This is a genomic window from Geodermatophilus sp. SYSU D00700 (assembly GCF_054050255.1).
The window spans coordinates 113,622-130,642 of record NZ_JBJGZA010000001.1 but is presented as its reverse complement, the minus strand read 5'-3'; the positions used below and the strand labels follow the sequence as shown (position 1 = coordinate 130,642).

The 17,021-nt window shown below is 78.0% G+C and carries 15 protein-coding genes; 9 read left to right on the top strand and 6 right to left on the bottom strand.

The window, feature by feature from the left end:
• The first annotated feature begins 9 nt into the window (after window positions 1-9).
• Complete coding sequence (locus tag ACI79V_RS00585; RefSeq protein ID WP_456885859.1) at window positions 10-717, top strand: hemerythrin domain-containing protein; 708 nt, start codon at window positions 10-12, stop codon at window positions 715-717.
• Here the strand turns inward: ACI79V_RS00585 and ACI79V_RS00580 are convergent.
• The 3 genes from ACI79V_RS00580 to ACI79V_RS00570 form a co-directional block, all read right to left on the bottom strand.
• The gene (locus tag ACI79V_RS00580) at window positions 714-4,088 is read right to left on the bottom strand and encodes a BTAD domain-containing putative transcriptional regulator (RefSeq protein ID WP_456885857.1); all 3,375 of its coding nucleotides are present in this window, start codon (window positions 4,086-4,088) and stop codon (window positions 714-716) included. The genes ACI79V_RS00585 and ACI79V_RS00580 overlap by 4 nt on opposite strands.
• A 108-nt stretch (window positions 4,089-4,196) precedes the next feature.
• Entirely contained in the window at window positions 4,197-5,486 is a 1,290-nt protein-coding gene (gene mftD / locus ACI79V_RS00575) for a pre-mycofactocin synthase MftD (protein WP_456885856.1), read from the bottom strand.
• A gap of 149 nt (window positions 5,487-5,635) precedes the next feature.
• Window positions 5,636-5,779: a hypothetical protein gene (locus tag ACI79V_RS00570; RefSeq protein WP_456885854.1), complete on the bottom strand. Its 144-nt coding sequence runs from the start codon at window positions 5,777-5,779 to the stop codon at window positions 5,636-5,638.
• Window positions 5,780-6,072: 293 nt separating this feature from the next.
• Here ACI79V_RS00570 and ACI79V_RS00565 point away from each other — a divergent pair, with 293 nt between their 5' ends.
• From ACI79V_RS00565 to ACI79V_RS00555, 3 genes are read left to right on the top strand one after another with little or no spacing between them, the layout of a single operon-like run.
• On the top strand, window positions 6,073-6,759 hold the full coding sequence (locus ACI79V_RS00565; protein WP_456885852.1) for a dienelactone hydrolase family protein: 687 nt from the start codon (window positions 6,073-6,075) through the stop codon (window positions 6,757-6,759).
• A complete protein-coding gene (locus ACI79V_RS00560; RefSeq protein WP_456885850.1) occupies window positions 6,756-7,856 on the top strand; it encodes a CaiB/BaiF CoA transferase family protein in 1,101 nt (366 codons plus the stop codon). The genes ACI79V_RS00565 and ACI79V_RS00560 overlap by 4 nt, the downstream gene beginning before the upstream one ends.
• A 29-nt stretch (window positions 7,857-7,885) precedes the next feature.
• Window positions 7,886-8,650, top strand: coding sequence for a crotonase/enoyl-CoA hydratase family protein (locus tag ACI79V_RS00555; RefSeq protein WP_456885849.1), 765 nt, complete (start codon window positions 7,886-7,888; stop codon window positions 8,648-8,650).
• On the opposite strand, the gene ACI79V_RS00550 is transcribed toward ACI79V_RS00555, so the two are convergent.
• Window positions 8,647-9,747 (bottom strand): LacI family DNA-binding transcriptional regulator, encoded by a 1,101-nt coding sequence (locus tag ACI79V_RS00550; protein WP_456885847.1) that lies wholly within the window; start codon window positions 9,745-9,747, stop codon window positions 8,647-8,649. The two genes, ACI79V_RS00555 and ACI79V_RS00550, sit on opposite strands and share 4 nt — an antisense overlap.
• 51 nt (window positions 9,748-9,798) lie before the next feature.
• Here ACI79V_RS00550 and ACI79V_RS00545 point away from each other — a divergent pair, with 51 nt between their 5' ends.
• The 4 genes from ACI79V_RS00545 (at window position 9,799) to ACI79V_RS00530 (ending at window position 13,904) form a co-directional block, all read left to right on the top strand.
• On the top strand, window positions 9,799-11,178 hold the full coding sequence (locus ACI79V_RS00545) for an MFS transporter (protein WP_456885845.1): 1,380 nt from the start codon (window positions 9,799-9,801) through the stop codon (window positions 11,176-11,178).
• Between the two features lie 35 nt (window positions 11,179-11,213).
• Complete coding sequence (locus tag ACI79V_RS00540) at window positions 11,214-12,356, top strand: thiolase family protein (protein ID WP_456885843.1); 1,143 nt, start codon at window positions 11,214-11,216, stop codon at window positions 12,354-12,356.
• A gap of 59 nt (window positions 12,357-12,415) precedes the next feature.
• Window positions 12,416-13,225 carry an acyl-CoA thioesterase gene (locus ACI79V_RS00535; RefSeq protein WP_456885841.1) on the top strand — a complete coding sequence of 270 codons (810 nt, stop codon included), beginning with the start codon at window positions 12,416-12,418 and terminating at the stop codon, window positions 13,223-13,225.
• Between the two features lie 79 nt (window positions 13,226-13,304).
• Window positions 13,305-13,904, top strand: a complete 600-nt coding sequence (locus ACI79V_RS00530) for a YceI family protein (protein ID WP_456885840.1) — start codon at window positions 13,305-13,307, stop codon at window positions 13,902-13,904.
• Between the two features lie 7 nt (window positions 13,905-13,911).
• Here ACI79V_RS00530 and ACI79V_RS00525 read toward each other — a convergent pair whose 3' ends face one another.
• Window positions 13,912-14,454 (bottom strand): dihydrofolate reductase family protein, encoded by a 543-nt coding sequence (locus tag ACI79V_RS00525; RefSeq protein ID WP_456885838.1) that lies wholly within the window; start codon window positions 14,452-14,454, stop codon window positions 13,912-13,914.
• Window positions 14,451-15,383, bottom strand: coding sequence for a helix-turn-helix domain-containing protein (locus ACI79V_RS00520; RefSeq protein WP_456885836.1), 933 nt, complete (start codon window positions 15,381-15,383; stop codon window positions 14,451-14,453). Before ACI79V_RS00520 ends, ACI79V_RS00525 begins: the two co-directional genes overlap by 4 nt.
• Window positions 15,384-15,497: 114 nt before the next feature.
• On the opposite strand from ACI79V_RS00520, the gene ACI79V_RS00515 reads away from it, so the two are divergent.
• Complete coding sequence (locus tag ACI79V_RS00515; protein ID WP_456885834.1) at window positions 15,498-17,021, top strand: MFS transporter; 1,524 nt, start codon at window positions 15,498-15,500, stop codon at window positions 17,019-17,021.

The following is a 17,021-nucleotide window of genomic DNA, read 5'->3' as shown; positions in this document are numbered from 1 at the left end:
GGTCGTCCGGTGACCGCGACCGCGCCGCTGCCGTTCCCCGTCACCCCCCGCCGGCCCGGCGAGCCCGAGGCCGACGTCTCCCGGCTGGCGCTGGCGCACCGCGCGCTGCGGGCCGGCTGCCGGCTGCTGGCCGACGCCGCCGCCGGGGCCACCGAGCAGACCGGGGGCGACGGCTGGCCGCCGGAGCGGCGGCGGGCGCTGGTCGCCTTCGGGCGGGGCGTGCTGCGCGAGGTGCGGGCGCACACCGAGCGGGAGGACGCCGTGCTGTGGCCGGTGGTCGCGGCCTGCGCCGGCACGCACGCCGCCGACCTGGAGCCGCTGACCGAGGACCACACCGCCCTGCGGGCGCTGCTCGGGCGGGCGGCGACCGTGCTGCCGGCGCTCGCCGCCGCGGGCCCGGACGCCGGCCACGCGGCGGCCGTCCTCCGCGAGCTGGCCGATGCGCTCGACGAGCACGTCGCCGAGGAGGAGCGCGAGGTGTTCCCGGCGGTGCGCCGGTGCGTGTCGGCCCGCGACCTGGCCCGCTACGAGGCGCTCTGCGCACGCGGCGCCGGCCTCCGGCAGGCGGCGTTCACGCTGCCCTGGCTCGCCGACGCCTGCGGCACGCCCGGCGAGCGCGCCGGGCTGCTCGCCGCGACCCCGCTGCCGCTGCGGCTGCTGCTGCGGCTTGCCGGGCCCGGCTGGCGGCGCCGCCGCGACCTGGTCGCAGGCTCCTAGCCCGGCACCCCCGGCGCGGCGTGGGCGGCCGCGATCCAGCCCGGGTGCCCGGTCCGCTCGGCGACGGCGACGGCGACCTCGCGGTGGGCCGCGGCGGCCTCGGTGTCACCCCGCGCGGCGGCCAGCCGGGCGAGCAGGGTCGCCGTCGGGCCGAAGGCCAGCTGGGCGGTGTGCGTCCCGCACACGGTGTCCCGGTAGGGGAGCAGCTCGGCCTCGGCCTCGGCCATCCGGTCGGCGTCGCCCAGGGCCAGCCCGACGACGCCGCGGCAGTACTGGAGGAACGGCGTGAACAGGTCCCGCGTGACCCGGTGGCGCGACGGGCCCAGCGTCCGCGCCTCCTCCACCCGCCCGGCCAGGACCAGCGCCAGGGCCTGGAACTCGGTCGCGAGCTCCGGCGAGATCGGCGCCAGGGTGGCCAGCTCCTCGGGGGCGACCGGCCGGGCCGCGGGGTCGGCGAGCTGCAGGGACAGCTGCGTGGTCAGCCGGAGGGCCCGCGCCACCTGGGGGTAGTAGCCGGCGTCGAGCAGGGCCTGCTCGGCCACGCGGTACGCCGCCTCGGCCTCGGCCACCCGCCCGGCGACGGCGGCGCGCAGGCCGGCGTAGCAGCGGGCGATGCCGTGCAGCAGCGGCAGCCCGTAGGCGGCGGACAGCCGCTCGGCCTCCCCGGCGTGCCGGTCGGCGGCCTCGAGGTCGAGCACCGCGCAGGTGTCCTGCAGCAGCACCAGCCGCGCCACCGCCTCGAACAGGCCGAAGCCCTCGCGCTGCGCCAGGGCGAGCAGCTCGCTGCCCAGCGCGGTGGCCTCGCTGCGGTCGGACCCGCGGACGGCGTGGAACTGCCGGACGGTCAGGGCGTGGGCCAGCGCCAGCCGGTCCCCGCCGAGGCGGGCCTCGGCCAGCGCCTGGGCCGACACCTCGACGGCCCGCTCCTCGTGCCGCTCCTCGAGCTCGACGGCGAGCATCGCCAGCAGCCGGGCCCGCTGCGGGTCCCCGGCCGGCAGCCCGGCGACGGCGCGCTCGGTGCGCGCGACGAACCGGTCGTCGACGGGGTCGACCCAGGCGTTCCAGAAGGTCGGCACGTCCGAGGACAGCAGGACCGACGCGGTCAGCGCGGCCGGCGCGTCCTCGGGCAGCACCGCCAGCGCCCGGGTGCGCAGGGCGCGGGCCTCGCCGACGGCGCCGGCCATCGCGTCGGCGTGCGCCTGCGCGGCCAGCAGCCGGGCGAGCCCCGCCGCGTCGCCCGGCCGGGCCGTCGCGGTGGCCTCGGCCGCCCGGCCCCACATGACCGCGGCGTCGGCGTGGGCGAAACGCCGCTCGGCGAGCTCGGCGGCGGCCTGCGCCCAGCGCGCCGCCGCCGCGGCCGAGCCCGGCCCGGCCGCGGCGGTGTGGTGGGCGAGCGCCGTGACGTCGTCGGGCCGCAGCCGCTCCAGGACGGCGGCCACCCGCCCGTGCAGCCGGGTGCGGCGCAGCGAGGACAGGTCCTCGTAGAGCGTGTCGCGGACCAGCGCGTGCACGAACCGCAGCCGGCCCGGGCCGGGCTCCACGAGCAGGCCGCTGACCAGCGCGGTCTCCAGCGCCTCGACCAGCGCGTCCTCGTCGTCGTCCGCGCCGCCGGCGGGGGCGGCCGCGGCCAGCAGCACCTCGGCGTCGACGTCGCGCCCGACGACCGCGGCCAGCCGCAGCAGGGTGCCGGTGCGGGCGGGCAGCGAGGCCAGCCGGTGCCGCACCACGTCGCGTACGGTGCCGGGGACGGCGTCGACGTCGGCGCCGGCGTCGACCAGCCGCAGCAGCTCGCGCACGTAGAAGGGGTTGCCGTCGGCGCGGGCGGCGATCGCGGCACGGGTGCGGCCGTCGACCGGCGTGAGCGCCCAGTCCTCGACCAGCGCGTCGACGGCGCGACGCTCGAGGCCGCGCAACCGCAGGCCGAGGGGGGAGCGGCGGGCGAGGGCGGCCAGGACGTCGGCCAGCCCGGAGCTCTCCTCGGGCCGGTGCCCGGCGACCACCAGCACCGGGCACCCGGCCAGGGCCGGCAGCAGGTCCAGCAGGAGCGCGGTGCTCTCGCGGTCGGCGCGGTGCAGGTCGTCGACGGTGACCAGCAGCGGGGTCGCCGCGGCGACGGCGGCCAGCCAGCCGGCCACCGCGCGGTGCAGCCGGAACCGGTTGCCGGTCGGGTCACCGCCGGTCTCGGCGGGCACGTCGTCGGTCAGCAGCGGGGTCAGCGGCGCGGGGTCCTCCGGCGGGGCGGTGGCGGCCAGCGCGCGCAGCGCCGCGGCCCACGGCCAGGCGGGCGGGGCGCCGTCGGTCTCGGGGCAGGACACCGCGAGCGTGGTCCAGCCGCGGCCGGCGTACTCGGCGCGCAGGTGCTCGAGCACCGTGGTCTTGCCGCTGCCGGCCTCCCCGGCGAGCACGGCGACCTCGAGCCGGCCCTCCGCGGCGCGGCCGGCGGCCGCCTCGAGCGCGGCGAGCTCGGCGTCCCGGCCGACCGGCCGCGGCGCCGGCGGCACGGGCGCCGCGGCCGCGGCGGCCGCCGGCGGGCGAGCCGGGGCGACGGCGGCGGGCCGGCCGACGGCGGGCGCGGGCGGGCGGGCCGGGAGCAGGGAGGGCGCCTGGGCCAGCACGGCCTCCTCGAGCGCCCGGAGCTCCGGACCGGGGTCGACGCCGAGCTCGTCGGCGAGCCGGGTGCGGACCTCGCGCAGCGCGGCCAGGGCCTCGCCCTGCCGGCCCGCGCGGTAGAGGCCGAGGGCCAGCAGCCGCCAGCCCTCCTCCCGCAGCGGGTGCTCGGCCACGTGCGCGCGCAGCAGCGGCAGGGGGTCGCGTCCGCCGGGGGCGTCGAGGGCCACCGCGGCGCGCCGCTCGACCGCGGTCAGCCGCAGCTCGTCGAGGCGGGCGGCCTCCGGGGCGGCCCACGGCTCGTCGGCGTACTCGGCGTAGGCCGGGCCGCGCCAGAGGTCGATGGCGGCGGTGTAGCGCTCCCGGGCCGCGGCCGGGTCGGTCGCGGCCAGCCGGTCGCCCTCGTCGAGCAGCCGCAGCGCCTGGAGCACGTCGACGGCGTCCTCGGCCGGCCGCAGCGCGTACCCCGGGGGGACGGTGACCAGCAGCGCGGCCGGCGTCCGGGGTGCGCGGCCGGGCTCGAGGATGCGGCGCAGGTGGCTGACGTGGGCCTGCAGCGAACCCATCGCGTCGGCGGGGGAGGAGGCCCGCCACAGGTCGGCGACCAACACGTCGGCGGGGACCATCCGGCCGCCGGCGACCAGCAGCCGGGCGACCACCGACCGCTGCCGGCGACCACCGAGGTCGAGGGGCACGCCGTCCCGGACGGCGCCGACCTCGCCCAACACCCGGAACCCGACCGTTCCGGCACTCCCCGTGCCCATGACGGCGCGAGCATAGGTCGGCCGGCGCCCGCGATCAGCCTCCTGTGGCCGACACCACCCCGATCTGGGCACCGGGCGCCCCAGGCGCCCCGCCCGGCATGGCCGTCGCTACGAGGCGGTGCGGGGCCGCCGCGCGCGCTTGGGCGCCGACGCCACCGGCGCCGCCTCGACCGGCGCCGCCTCGACCGGGGCCGCCTCGACCGGGGCATCGGGTCCGGCCACGCCGAGGCGCCGCTCGAAGCCGGGCGGGACGACGACGTCCTCGCGGGTCAGCTCGGCCGTGGACTCCCGGGCCAGGCCGGTCAGCGCGGAGCCCAGCCCGTCGCGCAGCAGGTCGAGCACGTTCTCCACCCCGGCCTGGCCGTTGGCCGCCAGCCCCCACAGGTAGGCGCGGCCGATCATGACCGCCTTCGCGCCCAGGGCCAGGGACTTGGCGACGTCGGAGCCGCGCCGGATGCCGCCGTCGAGCAGCACCTCCACCTGGTCGCCGACGGCCTCGGCGATCGCCGGCAGCGCGCGGATCGAGGCGGGGGTGCCGTCGAGGTTGTTGCCGCCGTGGTTGGACACCGAGATGGCGGTGACGCCGGCGTCCACGGCGCGCTTCGCGTCGTCGACGCGCATGACGCCCTTGAGCATGAAGGGCCGGTCGGCGCCCCACAGCTCGCGCAGCCAGGCGACGTCCTCCCAGGTCGGCATGGGCGACTGCATCCAGGCGCCGTAGGCACCGAAGAAGGTCGGCGGGGTCTCGGCGGGGTCGCCGACCATGTTGGGCACGGACAGGTCGGGCAACTTCCTCGTGCGGGCGAACTGCAGCAGCCAGCGCGGCCGGAGCACGACCTGCGGGGCGTAGCGGCGGACCGCCTCGAGGTCGATCCTCTCCGGGATGAACGGGGAGCCCCAGTCGCGGCCGTAGGCGAACGACCAGTCCAGCGTGGCGATCAGCCCGGCGGCACCGGCCCGCCGGGCCCGCTCCACCTTGGCGGCCATGGCGTCGCGGTCGCCCACCCAGTACAGCTGGAAGAAGGTCTTCGGGTTGGCCGCGATGACCTCCTCCATCGGCTTGCTGGCCATCGACGACAGGCCCATCGCCACGTTCCGGGCGGCCGCGGCCCGGGCGACGGCGACCTCGCCGTCGGGGTGCACCGCCTGCACGCCGGTGGGGCTGATCAGCACCGGCATGGACACGTCCTGGCCCATCACGGTGGTGGCCATCCCGCGCGTGTTCGACAGGCCCGCGGTGTGCGGCGCGAAGCCCAGCTCGTCGAACGCCCGCAGGTTGTCGTCGACGGTCAGGCCCTTCTCCGACCCCGCGACCAGCGCGCCGTAGACGCCCTTGGGCAGCCGCCGCTCCGCCCGCCGCTGCGCCTCGGCCACCGTCTCGAACCACGCGCCCGCCATGTCGTCTCCCGCTGTCGTCGGACCGGGGGTCCGGTGCTGGCACCGGGTGCCACCGTAACGGCGGGGTGTTGCCCGGACCACACGTGTCCGGGAACGGGGCCGGCCCCGGAGCCGAGGGGCTCCGGGGCCGGGAGGAGGGCCGGGACGGCTCAGCGGCGGGCGGCCAGCGCGGCGATCTCGTGCGCCGACTCCTGGGTGGGCGCGGTGGCGAGGGCGCGCTGCAACTCGCGCTCGTCGCGGCGGCGGGCGCGGGTGGCCCGGGCGGAGGTGAGGGCGGAGCGCAGGCGGGTCATGGTGGTTCCTCTCGAGCGACGGTCGGCGGCGACGGTCGCTCCCGGCCGTCACCGGCGGGCCCACCACGTGCGGTGTCGGTCACAGGACAACGGCTCCGACCTGCTGGGTCTGCAATTCCAACTGTCCGCCTCCGGAGTCCCGGGTGCCACCTCCGCGGCCGTGATCCGCACTGCACCCGGCCCGGTGAGACGGGCGCCACACCAGCGGGCTAGCGTCGGGCGCGCCGCACCGCTCCACACCGCCGTCCGAGACCCCGGAGGCCGTCCTGCCCAGCACCGTCGTCCCCGGTGGCGTGAGCACGCCGCAGCTGTCCGCCCACCTCGCCGTCCCGCCGGTGGGGGAGGGGCCCTGGCCCGGCGTGGTCGTCGTGCACGAGGCCTTCGGGCTGACCGAGGACGTCCGCGACCACGCCGACCGGCTCGCGGCGGCGGGCTACCTCGCCGTCGCGCCCGACCTGTTCAGCGCGGGCGGGATCCGGCGCTGCCTGCGCTCGACCTTCCGGTCGCTGTCCCGCGGCGAGGGCCCGGCGTTCGGCGACCTCGAGGCCGCCCGCCGCTTCCTCGCCGACCGCGACGACTGCACCGGCCGGATCGGCGTCCTCGGGTTCTGCCTGGGCGGCGGGTTCGCGCTCGTCGCCGCCACCCGGGGGTTCGACGTCGCCGCGCCCAACTACGGCTTCCTGCCCCGGGACGCCGAGCGGGTGCTGGCGGGGGCGTGCCCGGTCGTGGCGAGCTACGGCGGCCGCGACCCGGCGCTGCGCGGTGCCGCCGACCGGCTGGACCGGGTGCTCACCGACCTCGACGTCGAGCACGACGTGCGGGAGTACCCCGGCGCCGGGCACTCCTTCCTCAACCGGCACCCCGGCCCGGTCACGGCGCTGGAGCGGGTGCTCGGCGGCGGCTACCACCGGCCCTCGGCCGAGGACGCCTGGGCGCGCATCCTCCGCTTCCTCGACCGGCACCTGCGGGCCGCGGCGTGACCGGGCCGCTCGCCGGGCTGCGGGTGGTCGAGCTCGGCGGCATCGGCCCCGGCCCGCACGCGGCGATGGTGCTGGCCGACCTCGGCGCCGACGTCGTCCGGGTGGAGCGGCCCGCCGGCGCGCTGCGGGTGGGTGGCACCGGGCGCGACGTCGTGCTGCGCGGCCGGCGCCCGGTCGCCGCCGACGTCAAGACCGCCGGGGGCCGCGAGCTCGTGCTCGACCTCGTCGCACGCGCCGACGTGCTGCTCGACGTGTTCCGGCCCGGTGTCGCCGAGCGGCTGGGTCTGGGGCCCGACGTCTGCCTGGAGCGGGCGCCCGGGCTGGTCTACGCGCGGATGACCGGCTGGGGCCAGGACGGGCCGTGGGCCGACCGCGCCGGCCACGACGTCAACTACCTCTCGGTCACCGGGACGCTGGCGGCGCTCGGCCACCCCGGGGAGCGGCCGCGGGCGCCGATGAACCTGGTCGCCGACTACGCCGGCGGCTCGATGCTGGTGCTCGTCGGGATCCTCGCCGCGCTGCACGAGCGGTCGCGGTCCGGGCGCGGGCAGGTCGTCGACGCCGCGATGGTCGACGGCGTCGCGCTGGTCTCGCAGCTGATGTGGTCGATGCGGGGGATGGGCGTCTGGTCGGACCGGCCCGGCACCAACCTGCTCGACGGCGGCGCGCCGTTCTACGACGTCTACCCCTGCGCCGACGGCCGGCACGTCGCCGTGGGGGCGCTGGAGCCGCAGTTCTACGCCGAGCTGCTCGCCGGCCTCGGGCTCGCCGACGCCGGCCTGCCCCCGCAGTCGGACCCGGCCGGCTGGCCGCGGCTGCGGGAGGCGTTCACCGCGGCGTTCGCCGCCCACTCGCGTGAGCACTGGGAGCGGGTGTTCGAGGGCACCGACGCCTGCGTCACGCCGGTGCTGGAGCCGCGCGAGGCGCCGGCGCACCCGCACCTGGCCGCGCGCGGCACGTTCGCCGAGGTCGACGGGGTGGTGCAGGCGGCGCCGGCGCCGCGGTTCTCCCGGACCCCGGCCGGCCCCGCCGCGTCCGTCCCGCCGGGCCCGGCCGACGCCGCCGCCGTGCTCGAGGAGTGGTCCCGCCCCCGCTGACCGGGGCGCCGAGAAGAGGAGGTCGACGGGTGCCCGATCCCGTGCTGGTGGAGCGCCGCGGCGCCGTGCAGGTCATCACGATCAACCGGCCGGAGGCGAAGAACGCCCTCGACGCCGCCGTGGCGCGGGGGGTGGCCGCCGCCGTCGACGAGCTCGACGCCGACGGCGACCTGCGGGCCGGAGTGCTCACCGGCGCCGGGGGCACCTTCTCGGCCGGCATGGACCTCAAGGCGTTCCTGCGCGGCGAGCGCCCGGCGATCGAGGGCCGCGGGCTGTGCGGCATCACGCAGACCCCGCCGCGCAAGCCGCTGGTCGCCGCCGTCGAGGGGTGGGCCCTGGCCGGCGGGTTCGAGCTGGTGCTCGCCTGCGACCTGGTCGTCGCCGCGCGGACGGCGCGCTTCGGCGTCCCCGAGGTCAGCCGCTCGCTGGTGGCCGCGGCCGGCGCCGCGCTGTTCCTGCCGCGGCGGATCCCGCGGGCCGTGGCGATGGAGATGCTGCTGACCGGGCAGCCGGTCGACGCCGAGCGGGCCGCCGCGGTCGGGCTGGTCAACCGGGTGGTCGACGAGGGCGGCGCGCTCGAGGCGGCCGTCGAGCTGGCCGGCGTCGTCGCCGCCAACGGCCCGCTGGCCGTCGCGGCCACCAAGGAGATCGCCACCGGCACCGCCGACTGGACCGCCGAGGAGGGCTGGACCCGGCAGCAGCAGCTCATCGAGCCGGTGTTCGCCTCCGAGGACGCCCGCGAGGGCGCCACCGCATTCGCCGAGCGCCGCCCGCCGGTCTGGCGCGGCCGTTAGTCCCGCGGCGCCGGGCCGGTCGAGGTCCGCACCACCAGCTCGGTCGGCAGCACCCGCGGCGGCGGCGCCGGCCGGCCGGCGATGCGCTCGAGCAGGCCCCGCGCCGCGGTGCTGCCCTTCTCCCGGGTCGGCTGGCGCACCGTCGTGAGACCCAGCGCGGCCGCGGTGGCCGCGTCGTCGAAGCCGGTGACCGACAGGTCGTCGGGCACGCGCAGGCCGCGGCGGGCGGCGACCGCGAGCGCACCCTCGGCGAGCCGGTCGCTCAGGCAGACCAGGGCCGTGGGGCGGGGATCGGTGTCCAGCACGGCCGCCGCGCCGGCCGCGCCGACCGCGGGCGTGCTGTCCTCGCCGTGGGACACCGGGACGGCCGACCAGTCCAGCCCGGCGCGCTCGACGGCGTCGCGGTAGCCGGCGAGCCGGTCGCGGGTGACGGCGTAGGTGGCCGCGGCCTGCAGCTCCAGGTCGGCGAGCCCGCGCCGGATCGGCTCCTGGTGCATCCCGAACGACACGACGGCCAGCCGCCGGTGCCCGAGGTCCAGCAGGTGTTCGGCGACTGCCGCCGCGGCCGAGCGGTCGTCGACGCCCACCCACGGGGTCCCGGGCGCGCCGAGCGCGGCCAGCCGCTCCGGGCGGGGCTGGTCGACGACGGCGAGCGGCAGCCCGCGGGCGACGGCGGCGGCCAGCAGCGGGTCGTCGTCGCCGAGCGAGCAGACGACCAGCCCGTCGACGACGGCGTCGTTGACCGCGGCCAGCCGGCGGTGCGTGTCGGTCGACCCGGGCACCAGCAGCAGCCCGGCGCCGGCGGGCTCGGCCACCGTGGAGGCGCCGGCCAGGAGCGCCACGGCCACCGGGTCGTCGAAGGCGTAGGACAGCCCGTTGTCGTAGGCGACGCCGATCGCGCCGACCCGGCCGCGGCGCAGCCCGGCGGCGAGCGGGTTGGGGCCGGGGTAGCCCAGCCGCCGGGCGGTGGCCAGGACCTGCTCGCGCAGGCCCGCGGAGAGCTGGTCGGGGCGGGAGAACGCGTTGGACACCGTCTTGGCCGAGACGCCGAGCTCGGCGGCGACGTCCCGCAGTGTCTTCGGCCGGTCGTCGGGCACGGACCCATCCTGCGTGCTTCATCGATGAAGAAGCGGGGTACCCGCCGATCCGTGACCCCGGTGAGCAGCGCCGCTGCCGTCCGGACCGCACGCGGCGCGGTGCCGGTGCTGTGCGCGGTCCAGTTCGTCGACGTCCTCGGCACCACGCTGGTGGTCGCGGCGCTCCCGGCGATGCTGGCCGACCTGGGCGCGCCGGCGTCGGCGGCGGCCCCGGTGGTGACCGTCTACGCGGTCCTCTTCGGCGCGCTGCTGGTGCTCGGCGCACGGCTGGGCGACCGGTACGGGCACGCGCGCGTCCTGCAGGCCGGGCTGGTGGCCTTCGGCGCCGCGTCGCTGGCGGCGGCCACCGCGCCGTCGGTGGGCGTGCTGGTGGCTGCCCGCGGCGCCCTGGGTGCGGCGGCCGCGCTGTCGGTGCCGACCGCGCTGCGCCTGCTCACCGCCGCGTCCGCGGACGAGGCCGGACGCCGCCGCGCGCTGGCCGCCTGGAGCGCGGCCGGCGCCGCGGCGGGGGCCACCGGCCTGGTCCTCGGCGGCGTGCTCACCGACCTGGCCGGCTGGCGGGTGCTGTTCTGGCTCACCGTGCCGCTGTCGGCCGTGCTGCTCGCCGCGGTGCGCCGCACGGCGCCGCCGGTCCCGCGCCGGGCCGAGGGCGCGCTCGACCTGGCCGGCGCGGCGCTGCTCGCCGCCGCGGTGGCCGCCGTCGTCAGCGGCGCCTCGACGCTGGAGGACGGCGGGCACCGTCTCCTCGGGGTCCTGCTGGTCGCGGCCGGCCTGGCCGGTGCCGCGGCGCTCCCGGCGGTGGAGCGCCGCGCCGCCGACCCACTGCTGCCGGCGGCCGCCGTGCGGGACCCCGGGCTGCGCGCCGGCGTGCTCGCCTCGGCGGCCAACACCGCCGGCACCAGCTCCGCGGTCACCCTCGCCACCCTGCACCTGCAGGAGGCCGAGGGCCTCGGCGCCGCGGCCGCGGGCCTCGCGCTGGTGCCCTTCAGCCTGTGCGTGGTGGGCGGCGCCGCCCTCGCCGCGCGCGTCCTGCGCCGGGTGCCGGCGCGCACCGCCGCGGCGGCGGGCCTGGCCGTCATCGCCGCCGGTGACCTCGCGCTGCTCGCCTCGGCCGCCGGGGTGTGGGTGGTCCCGGCCGCCGTCGCCGTCTCGGGCCTGGGCATCGGCGTGTCCTCGGTGGCGGCGACGGCGCTGGGCACCGCCGTCGCGCCCGGGCTGCAGGGGACCGCCGCCGGCGTGCTGAACACCGCGGCACAGCTGGGCACCGCGCTGGGGGTGGCGGTCGTGCTGCTCGTCGCCGGCGTCACCGGGGGGACGGCCCTGCCGCTGGCCGGCGCGCCGCTGGGGTGGCTGACGGCGGCCGCGCTCGCCGCCGCCGCGGCGGCGGCGCTCCTGCGACGTCGGGGCCGGGTCCCCGGCGGCGCGGGTTAGTGTGCCGGTGACCACACCTGTCGAGGGGAGCGACCATGCGTGACGCGGTGATCGTGGAGGCGGTGCGCACGCCGGTGGGCAAGCGCAACGGCGGGCTGTCGGGGGTGCACCCGGTCGACCTGTCGGCGCACGTGCTCACCTCGCTGGCCGAGCGGGCCGGCGTCGACCCGGCGCAGATCGAGGACGTCATCTGGGGCTGCGTCTCCCAGGTCGGCGAGCAGACCTTCGACATCGCCCGCACGGCGGCGCTCGCGGCCGGCTGGCCCGAGACGGTGACCGGCGTGACCGTCGACCGGCAGTGCGGGTCCTCGCAGCAGTCGGTGCACTTCGCCGCCGCCGGGCTGGTGGCCGGGCACTACGACGTCGTCGTCGCCGGCGGCGTGGAGTCGATGTCGCGGGTGCCGATGGGCAGCGCGCGGCAGGACGCGAACCCGTTCGGCACCCGGTTCCTCGAGCGCTACGCCGGCGCGAAGATCAACCAGGGGCTGGGCGCCGAGACGATCGCGCAGCGGTGGGGACTCTCCCGGCAGCAGTGCGACGAGTTCTCCGTCGCCTCGCACGAGAAGGCCGCCGCCGCCCGCGCCGAGGGCCGCTTCGACGCCCAGATCGCGCCGGTGACCACGCCCGACGGCGCCGTCGTCAGCCAGGACGAGGGCATCCGCGAGTCGACGGTGGAGAAGCTCGGCACCCTCAAGACCGCGTTCCGCGAGGACGGCGTCATCACCGCCGGGAACTCCTCGCAGATCTCCGACGGCGCCGCGGCCCTGCTCATGACGACGTCGGAGAAGGCCGCCGAGCTCGGCCTGCGCCCGGTCGCGCGGGTGCACACCGCGGTGCTCGCCGGCGCCGACCCGGTGGTCATGCTGACCGCGCCGATCCCGGCGACGCAGAAGGCGCTGGCCAAGTCGGGGCTGTCGGTCGACGAGATCGGCGCGTTCGAGGTCAACGAGGCCTTCGCGCCGGTGCCGCTGGCCTGGCTGGCCGACATCGGCGCCGACGCCAAGGCGCTCAACCCCAACGGCGGCGCCATCGCCCTGGGGCACCCGCTGGGCGGGTCGGGTGCGCGGATCATGACCACGCTGGTGCACCACATGCGCGACAACGGCATCCGCTACGGCCTGCAGACGATGTGCGAGGGCGGCGGCCAGGCCAACGCGACCATCCTCGAGCTGCTGTGACACCCGGCGCCGGGGCCGCCCCGCGAGGCGGCCCCGGCGCCCGGTTACGGTCGGCGGCCGTGAGCGCGACCGCCACGGAGCCCACGCTGCTCGACGTCCTGCGGCTCGAGGAGATCGACCGCGACCTCTACCGCAGCACGCTGCTGTTCACCGACCCGCTGCCGCTCTACGGCGGCCAGGTCGCCGCACAGGCGCTGCTGGCGGCCGGCCGCACCGTGGCGCCCGAGCGGCTGCCGCACTCCCTGCACGGCTACTTCCTCCGCAGCGGCGACGCCGCCCGCCCGACCGTCTTTCGGGTCGACCGCGACCGTGACGGTGGCTCGTTCTCCGCCCGCCGGGTGGTCGCCGTGCAGGGCGGTGAGGTGGTGCTGTCGATGTCGGCGTCCTTCCAGGCGCCGACCGCCGGCCCCGACCTCCAGGTGGCGGCGGCGCCGGCGGCCGAGCCACCGCAGGACAGCGAGCCGTTCACCCTGCCGCGGCTGTTCACGATGGAGAGCCGGCGTCCCGCCCAGCCGCACCCCGGCGCGTCGATGCCCACCCGGTTCTGGGCCCGGGCCACCGTGCCGCTGCCGGGCGACCCGCTGCTGCAGGCCTGCGCGCTGACCTACCTCTCCGACATCGGCACCGGCCTGTCGGCGCTGCCGGAGGACGAGGCGGCGCCGGGGCCGACGCTCGACCACGCCGTCTGGTTCCACCGCCCGGCCCGGCTCGACGACTGGGTGCTGGTCGACCTCGTCCCGCACACCGTCTCCGGCGGGCGCGGCTGGTACACCGGCTCGGTCACCACCGGCGACGGCGTCCTGGCCGCCAGCCTCGCGCAGGAGACGCTGTTCCGGCCCGGGCGCAACCCCTTCCGCCCCGGCCGCTGAGCCGCCTCCGGAGCCCGGCGGTGTCATCGGCGGGCGCATCGGAGAGGATGGGCCCGCTGACTGGGGGAAGGACGGACACGTGGCCAAGCACCGGGCACCCGAGGGTGACCCCATCGACTTCGACGCGGCGACGGCTGCGCTGGCCGACGTCTCGGGCGACTACACGATCGACGTCGCGCACACCCGGATCGGCATCCGGGCGCGGCACGCCATGGTGACCACGGTCCGCGGCGCGTTCACCGACTTCGAGGGGGAGGCGCACCTCGACGTCGCCAAGCCCGGGGCGAGCACGGTGGGCATCCGCATCCGGACGGCGAGCATCGACACCGGCCAGGCCGACCGCGACGCCCACCTGCGCTCCCCGGACTTCCTCGACGTCGAGCGGTACCCGGAGATCGTGTTCACCTCCACCGACGTCGAGCAGGTCGACGAGCAGGCCTACGAGGTGTCCGGCGACCTCACCATCCGCGACGTCACCCGGCCGGTGACCGTGGAGTTCGCGCTCACCGGCTCGGCGCAGGACCCCTTCGGCAACACCCGGGTCGGCTTCGAGGGCGCGCTGGCCATCAAGCGCAGCGACTGGGGCCTGACCTGGAACACGCCGCTGGACACCGGGGGCGTGCTGGTCAGCGACCGGATCCAGATCGAGTTCGACGTCTCGGTGATCCGCGCCGCCTGACGAGGACCTAGCGGACGACGTCGTAGCGGACGCACACGAACTCGCCGTTCTGCGCGACCTCCCGGGTCACCAGCTCCACCCGGGCCGGCAGCAGCGGCGCCCCGCCGCCCAGGGTGACCGGCGCGATCGCGACGACGACCTCGTCGAGCAGCCCCACCTCGGCCAGCTGCGCGGCCACCGGCCCGCCACCGACCACCCAGAGGTCGAGGTCCCCGGCCGCCGCGACCATCTCCGCGTGCAGCGCGCGCAGCTCCTCCGGCGTGCCCGGGGCGGCGAACCGGATGTCGGCGCCGGGGAAGGGCTCGAGCTCACTGTGGGTTAGCACCCACGCCGGCTGGGTGTAGGACCAGGGGTCCGGGCCGCCGTTGTCCCGGATCCACCGGTAGCTGGTGGCGCCCATGACCAGGGCGCCGAGCGACTTCTCGAACGTGGAGAAGCCCATCGGCCCCTCCTGGTCGACCTGGCGGGAGAGCAGCCAGGACAGCGAGTTGTCGGCGTCGGCGATGAAGCCGTCCAGCGACGTGGCGGTGTAGTAGACGGTGCGGGTCATCGGTTCCTCCGGGAGAGCCACTCGATGGGGTCGCCGGCGTCGACCTCGACGCCGGCCGCGCGCAGCCAGTGCCGGGCCAGCAGCCGGCGGTGCGCGGAGAAGGTGAGGACGTGCGCGACGACGCTGCCGAGGACGAAGCTCTCCGGCGGCTCGCACAGCGCGTCGACGAGCCGGTCGTTCCAGGCGCCGCGCCGCGAGATGTCGCGCACCGCGGCCAGCCACCGGGGGGCGACGGCGTCGTGCCGGTCCAGCAGCGCCGCGGCGTCGTCGGGACCGCGCGCGGGGGTGTCCCCGCCCTCGATCGACGCCACCCACACCTCGAGGGCCCACACGACGTGGTCGAGGACGGCGGCCAGCGTCTCCTCGGGCCCGTCCCAGGACAGCACCGACAGACCGGCCGAGCGCACCCGCCGGTACTCCTCCTCGGGCAGGCCCTTGGCCAGCTCCAGCAGCACCCGGGTGTCCTCGACGCCGTGGTGCACCAGCAGCGCGGTCACCTCGTCGCCGCCGCGGCGCACCGGCTCGTCGGACACCCACAGCGACGACGGCGGGTGGAAGTGCAGCCCGTTGGGCGCCGGCAGCCAGTGCTCGTCGCGGGTCCGCGGCGGCGTCCCGTCGGTGGCCAGGCTGCCCGGCGTGCGGCCGTAGGCGCGGGCGAAGGCCCGGCTGAACCCCTCCACCGACTCGTAGCCCGCCGCGAGGGCCACCTCGGTCACGCTGGCGCCCTGCCGCAGCTGCCAGGCCGCGCGCTCGAGGACCACCCGGCGGCGCAGCGCCACCGGTGACTCGCCGACGCCGACCGACACCTGCCGGCTGAAGTGGAACGGGGAGGCGTAGGCGTCGCCGGCCATGTCGGAGAGGGTGCGGTTGTCCTCGTCGAGGACGGCGTCGAGCAGCTCACGCAGCCGGTCGCGTGCGGGTGGCGTCACCTGCCCAGTCTGGCGAGCCGGCCGTCCGCGGCGCCCGACTGTTCTTGCGCTGTCCCAGCCGTCGGCAGGGGCCGGCGGGTGTCGGTCGCGCACCACCGGGTAGGGCACCCCGTCGTGCCACCCCGCTCCCCGGCCGAGGCCGCCTCCCGTCCCGCGGCCGGTGCGGACGAGGGGTACCGGCCCGACCCGAGGCGCTGGCAGGCGCTGTCGGTCACCCTCGTCGTCGGCTTCATGAGCCTGCTCGACGTCAGCATCGTCTCGGTGGCGCTGCCCTCGCTGCAGGCCGACCTGGGCGCCACCCCGGCCACGGTGCAGTGGGTGGTGTCGGGCTACGCGCTCACCTTCGGGCTGGCGCTGGTCCCCGCCGGCCGGCTCGGGGACGCCCTCGGCCGGCGGCGGCTGTTCCTCGCGGGCCTGGCCGGCTTCGTGCTGGCCAGCGCGGCCGCGGGTGCGGCGCCGTCGGTCGGCTGGCTGGTCGCCGCGCGCCTGGTGCAGGGGCTCGCTGCCGGCTGCCTCGCGCCGCAGAACTCCGCCTTCATCCAGCAGCTGTTCCGCGGCGCCGAGCGCGGGCGGGCCTTCGGCCTGTTCGGTGCCACGGTCGGCGTCTCCACCGCCGTCGGGCCCGTCGTCGGCGGGGCGATCCTGGGCCTGGCGTCGGGGCCGGACGGCTGGCGGTGGCTCTTCTACGTCAACGTGCCGATCGGCGTCGTCGCGTTCCTGCTGGCTATGCGGCTGCTGCCGCGCGGGACGTCCGGCGGGCGCGGCCGGATCGACGTCGTCGGCGTGCTGCTGCTCGGCGCCGGTGCGCTGGCGGTGCTCTTCCCGCTGGTGCAGGCCGAGGCCGGCGGGCTGTCGCGGCTGTGGTGGCTGTTCCTCGCCGGCGCGGCGCTGCTGGCGGCGTTCGCGGCCTGGGAGCGGCGGGTGGTGGCCCGCGGCGGCCAGCCGGTGTTCGACCCCCGCCTGGTGACGCAGACCCGGGGCTACGGCATCGGGGCGGCGCTGGGGACGGTCTACTTCGTCGGGTTCAGCGGCATCTGGCTGGTGCTGGCGCTGTTCTTCCAGACCGGCCTGGGCTACACGCCGCTGCAGTCGGGCCTGGCGGTGACCCCGTTCGCGCTCGGGTCGGCGACGTCGGCGGTGGTCGCCGGGCGGCTGGTCGAGCGGTACGGGCGGGTCCTCACCGTGGTCGGGCTCATCGGGGTGGTCACCGGACTGGCCGCGGCCGCGGTGGTGCTGCTGGTGGCCCCGCCGTCGGCGGCCGGGTGGGCGATCGCCCCGGCGCTGCTGCTGGGCGGCCTCGGCGGCGGCCTGGTCATCTCGCCCAACATCACGATGACGCTGCGCGACGTGCCGGTGGCCATGGCCGGCTCGGCCGGGGGCGGCCTGCAGACCGCGCAGCGCTTCGGCGCCGCCGTCGGCACCGCGGCCCTGCCGGGCCTGTTCTACCTGGTCCTCGGCGCGACCGGCGACCACCCGACGGCCGCGGCGGCGGGGCTGGCCGTGTCGGTGCTCGGCGCCGTCGCGGCGCTCGTGCTGGGCGTGGTCGACCTCCGGCGGAGCCGCACCGAGGACCGCGGGAACGCCGGCAGCGCGGACGTCGACGGTGCGGACGACCGCGACCACGCCTGGCACGGCTGA

Excerpts from the sequence above, each read along its gene's own strand:
- ACI79V_RS00540 (WP_456885843.1), top strand. The coding sequence starts at position 11,214 with ATGCGTGACGCGGTGATCGTGGAGGCGGTGCGCACGCCGGTGGGCAAG.
- ACI79V_RS00580 (WP_456885857.1), bottom strand. The coding sequence starts at position 4,088 with ATGGGCACGGGGAGTGCCGGAACGGTCGGGTTCCGGGTGTTGGGCGAG.
- ACI79V_RS00570 (WP_456885854.1), bottom strand. The coding sequence starts at position 5,779 with ATGACCCGCCTGCGCTCCGCCCTCACCTCCGCCCGGGCCACCCGCGCC.
- ACI79V_RS00525 (WP_456885838.1), bottom strand. The coding sequence starts at position 14,454 with ATGACCCGCACCGTCTACTACACCGCCACGTCGCTGGACGGCTTCATC.
- mftD (WP_456885856.1), bottom strand. The coding sequence starts at position 5,486 with ATGGCGGGCGCGTGGTTCGAGACGGTGGCCGAGGCGCAGCGGCGGGCG.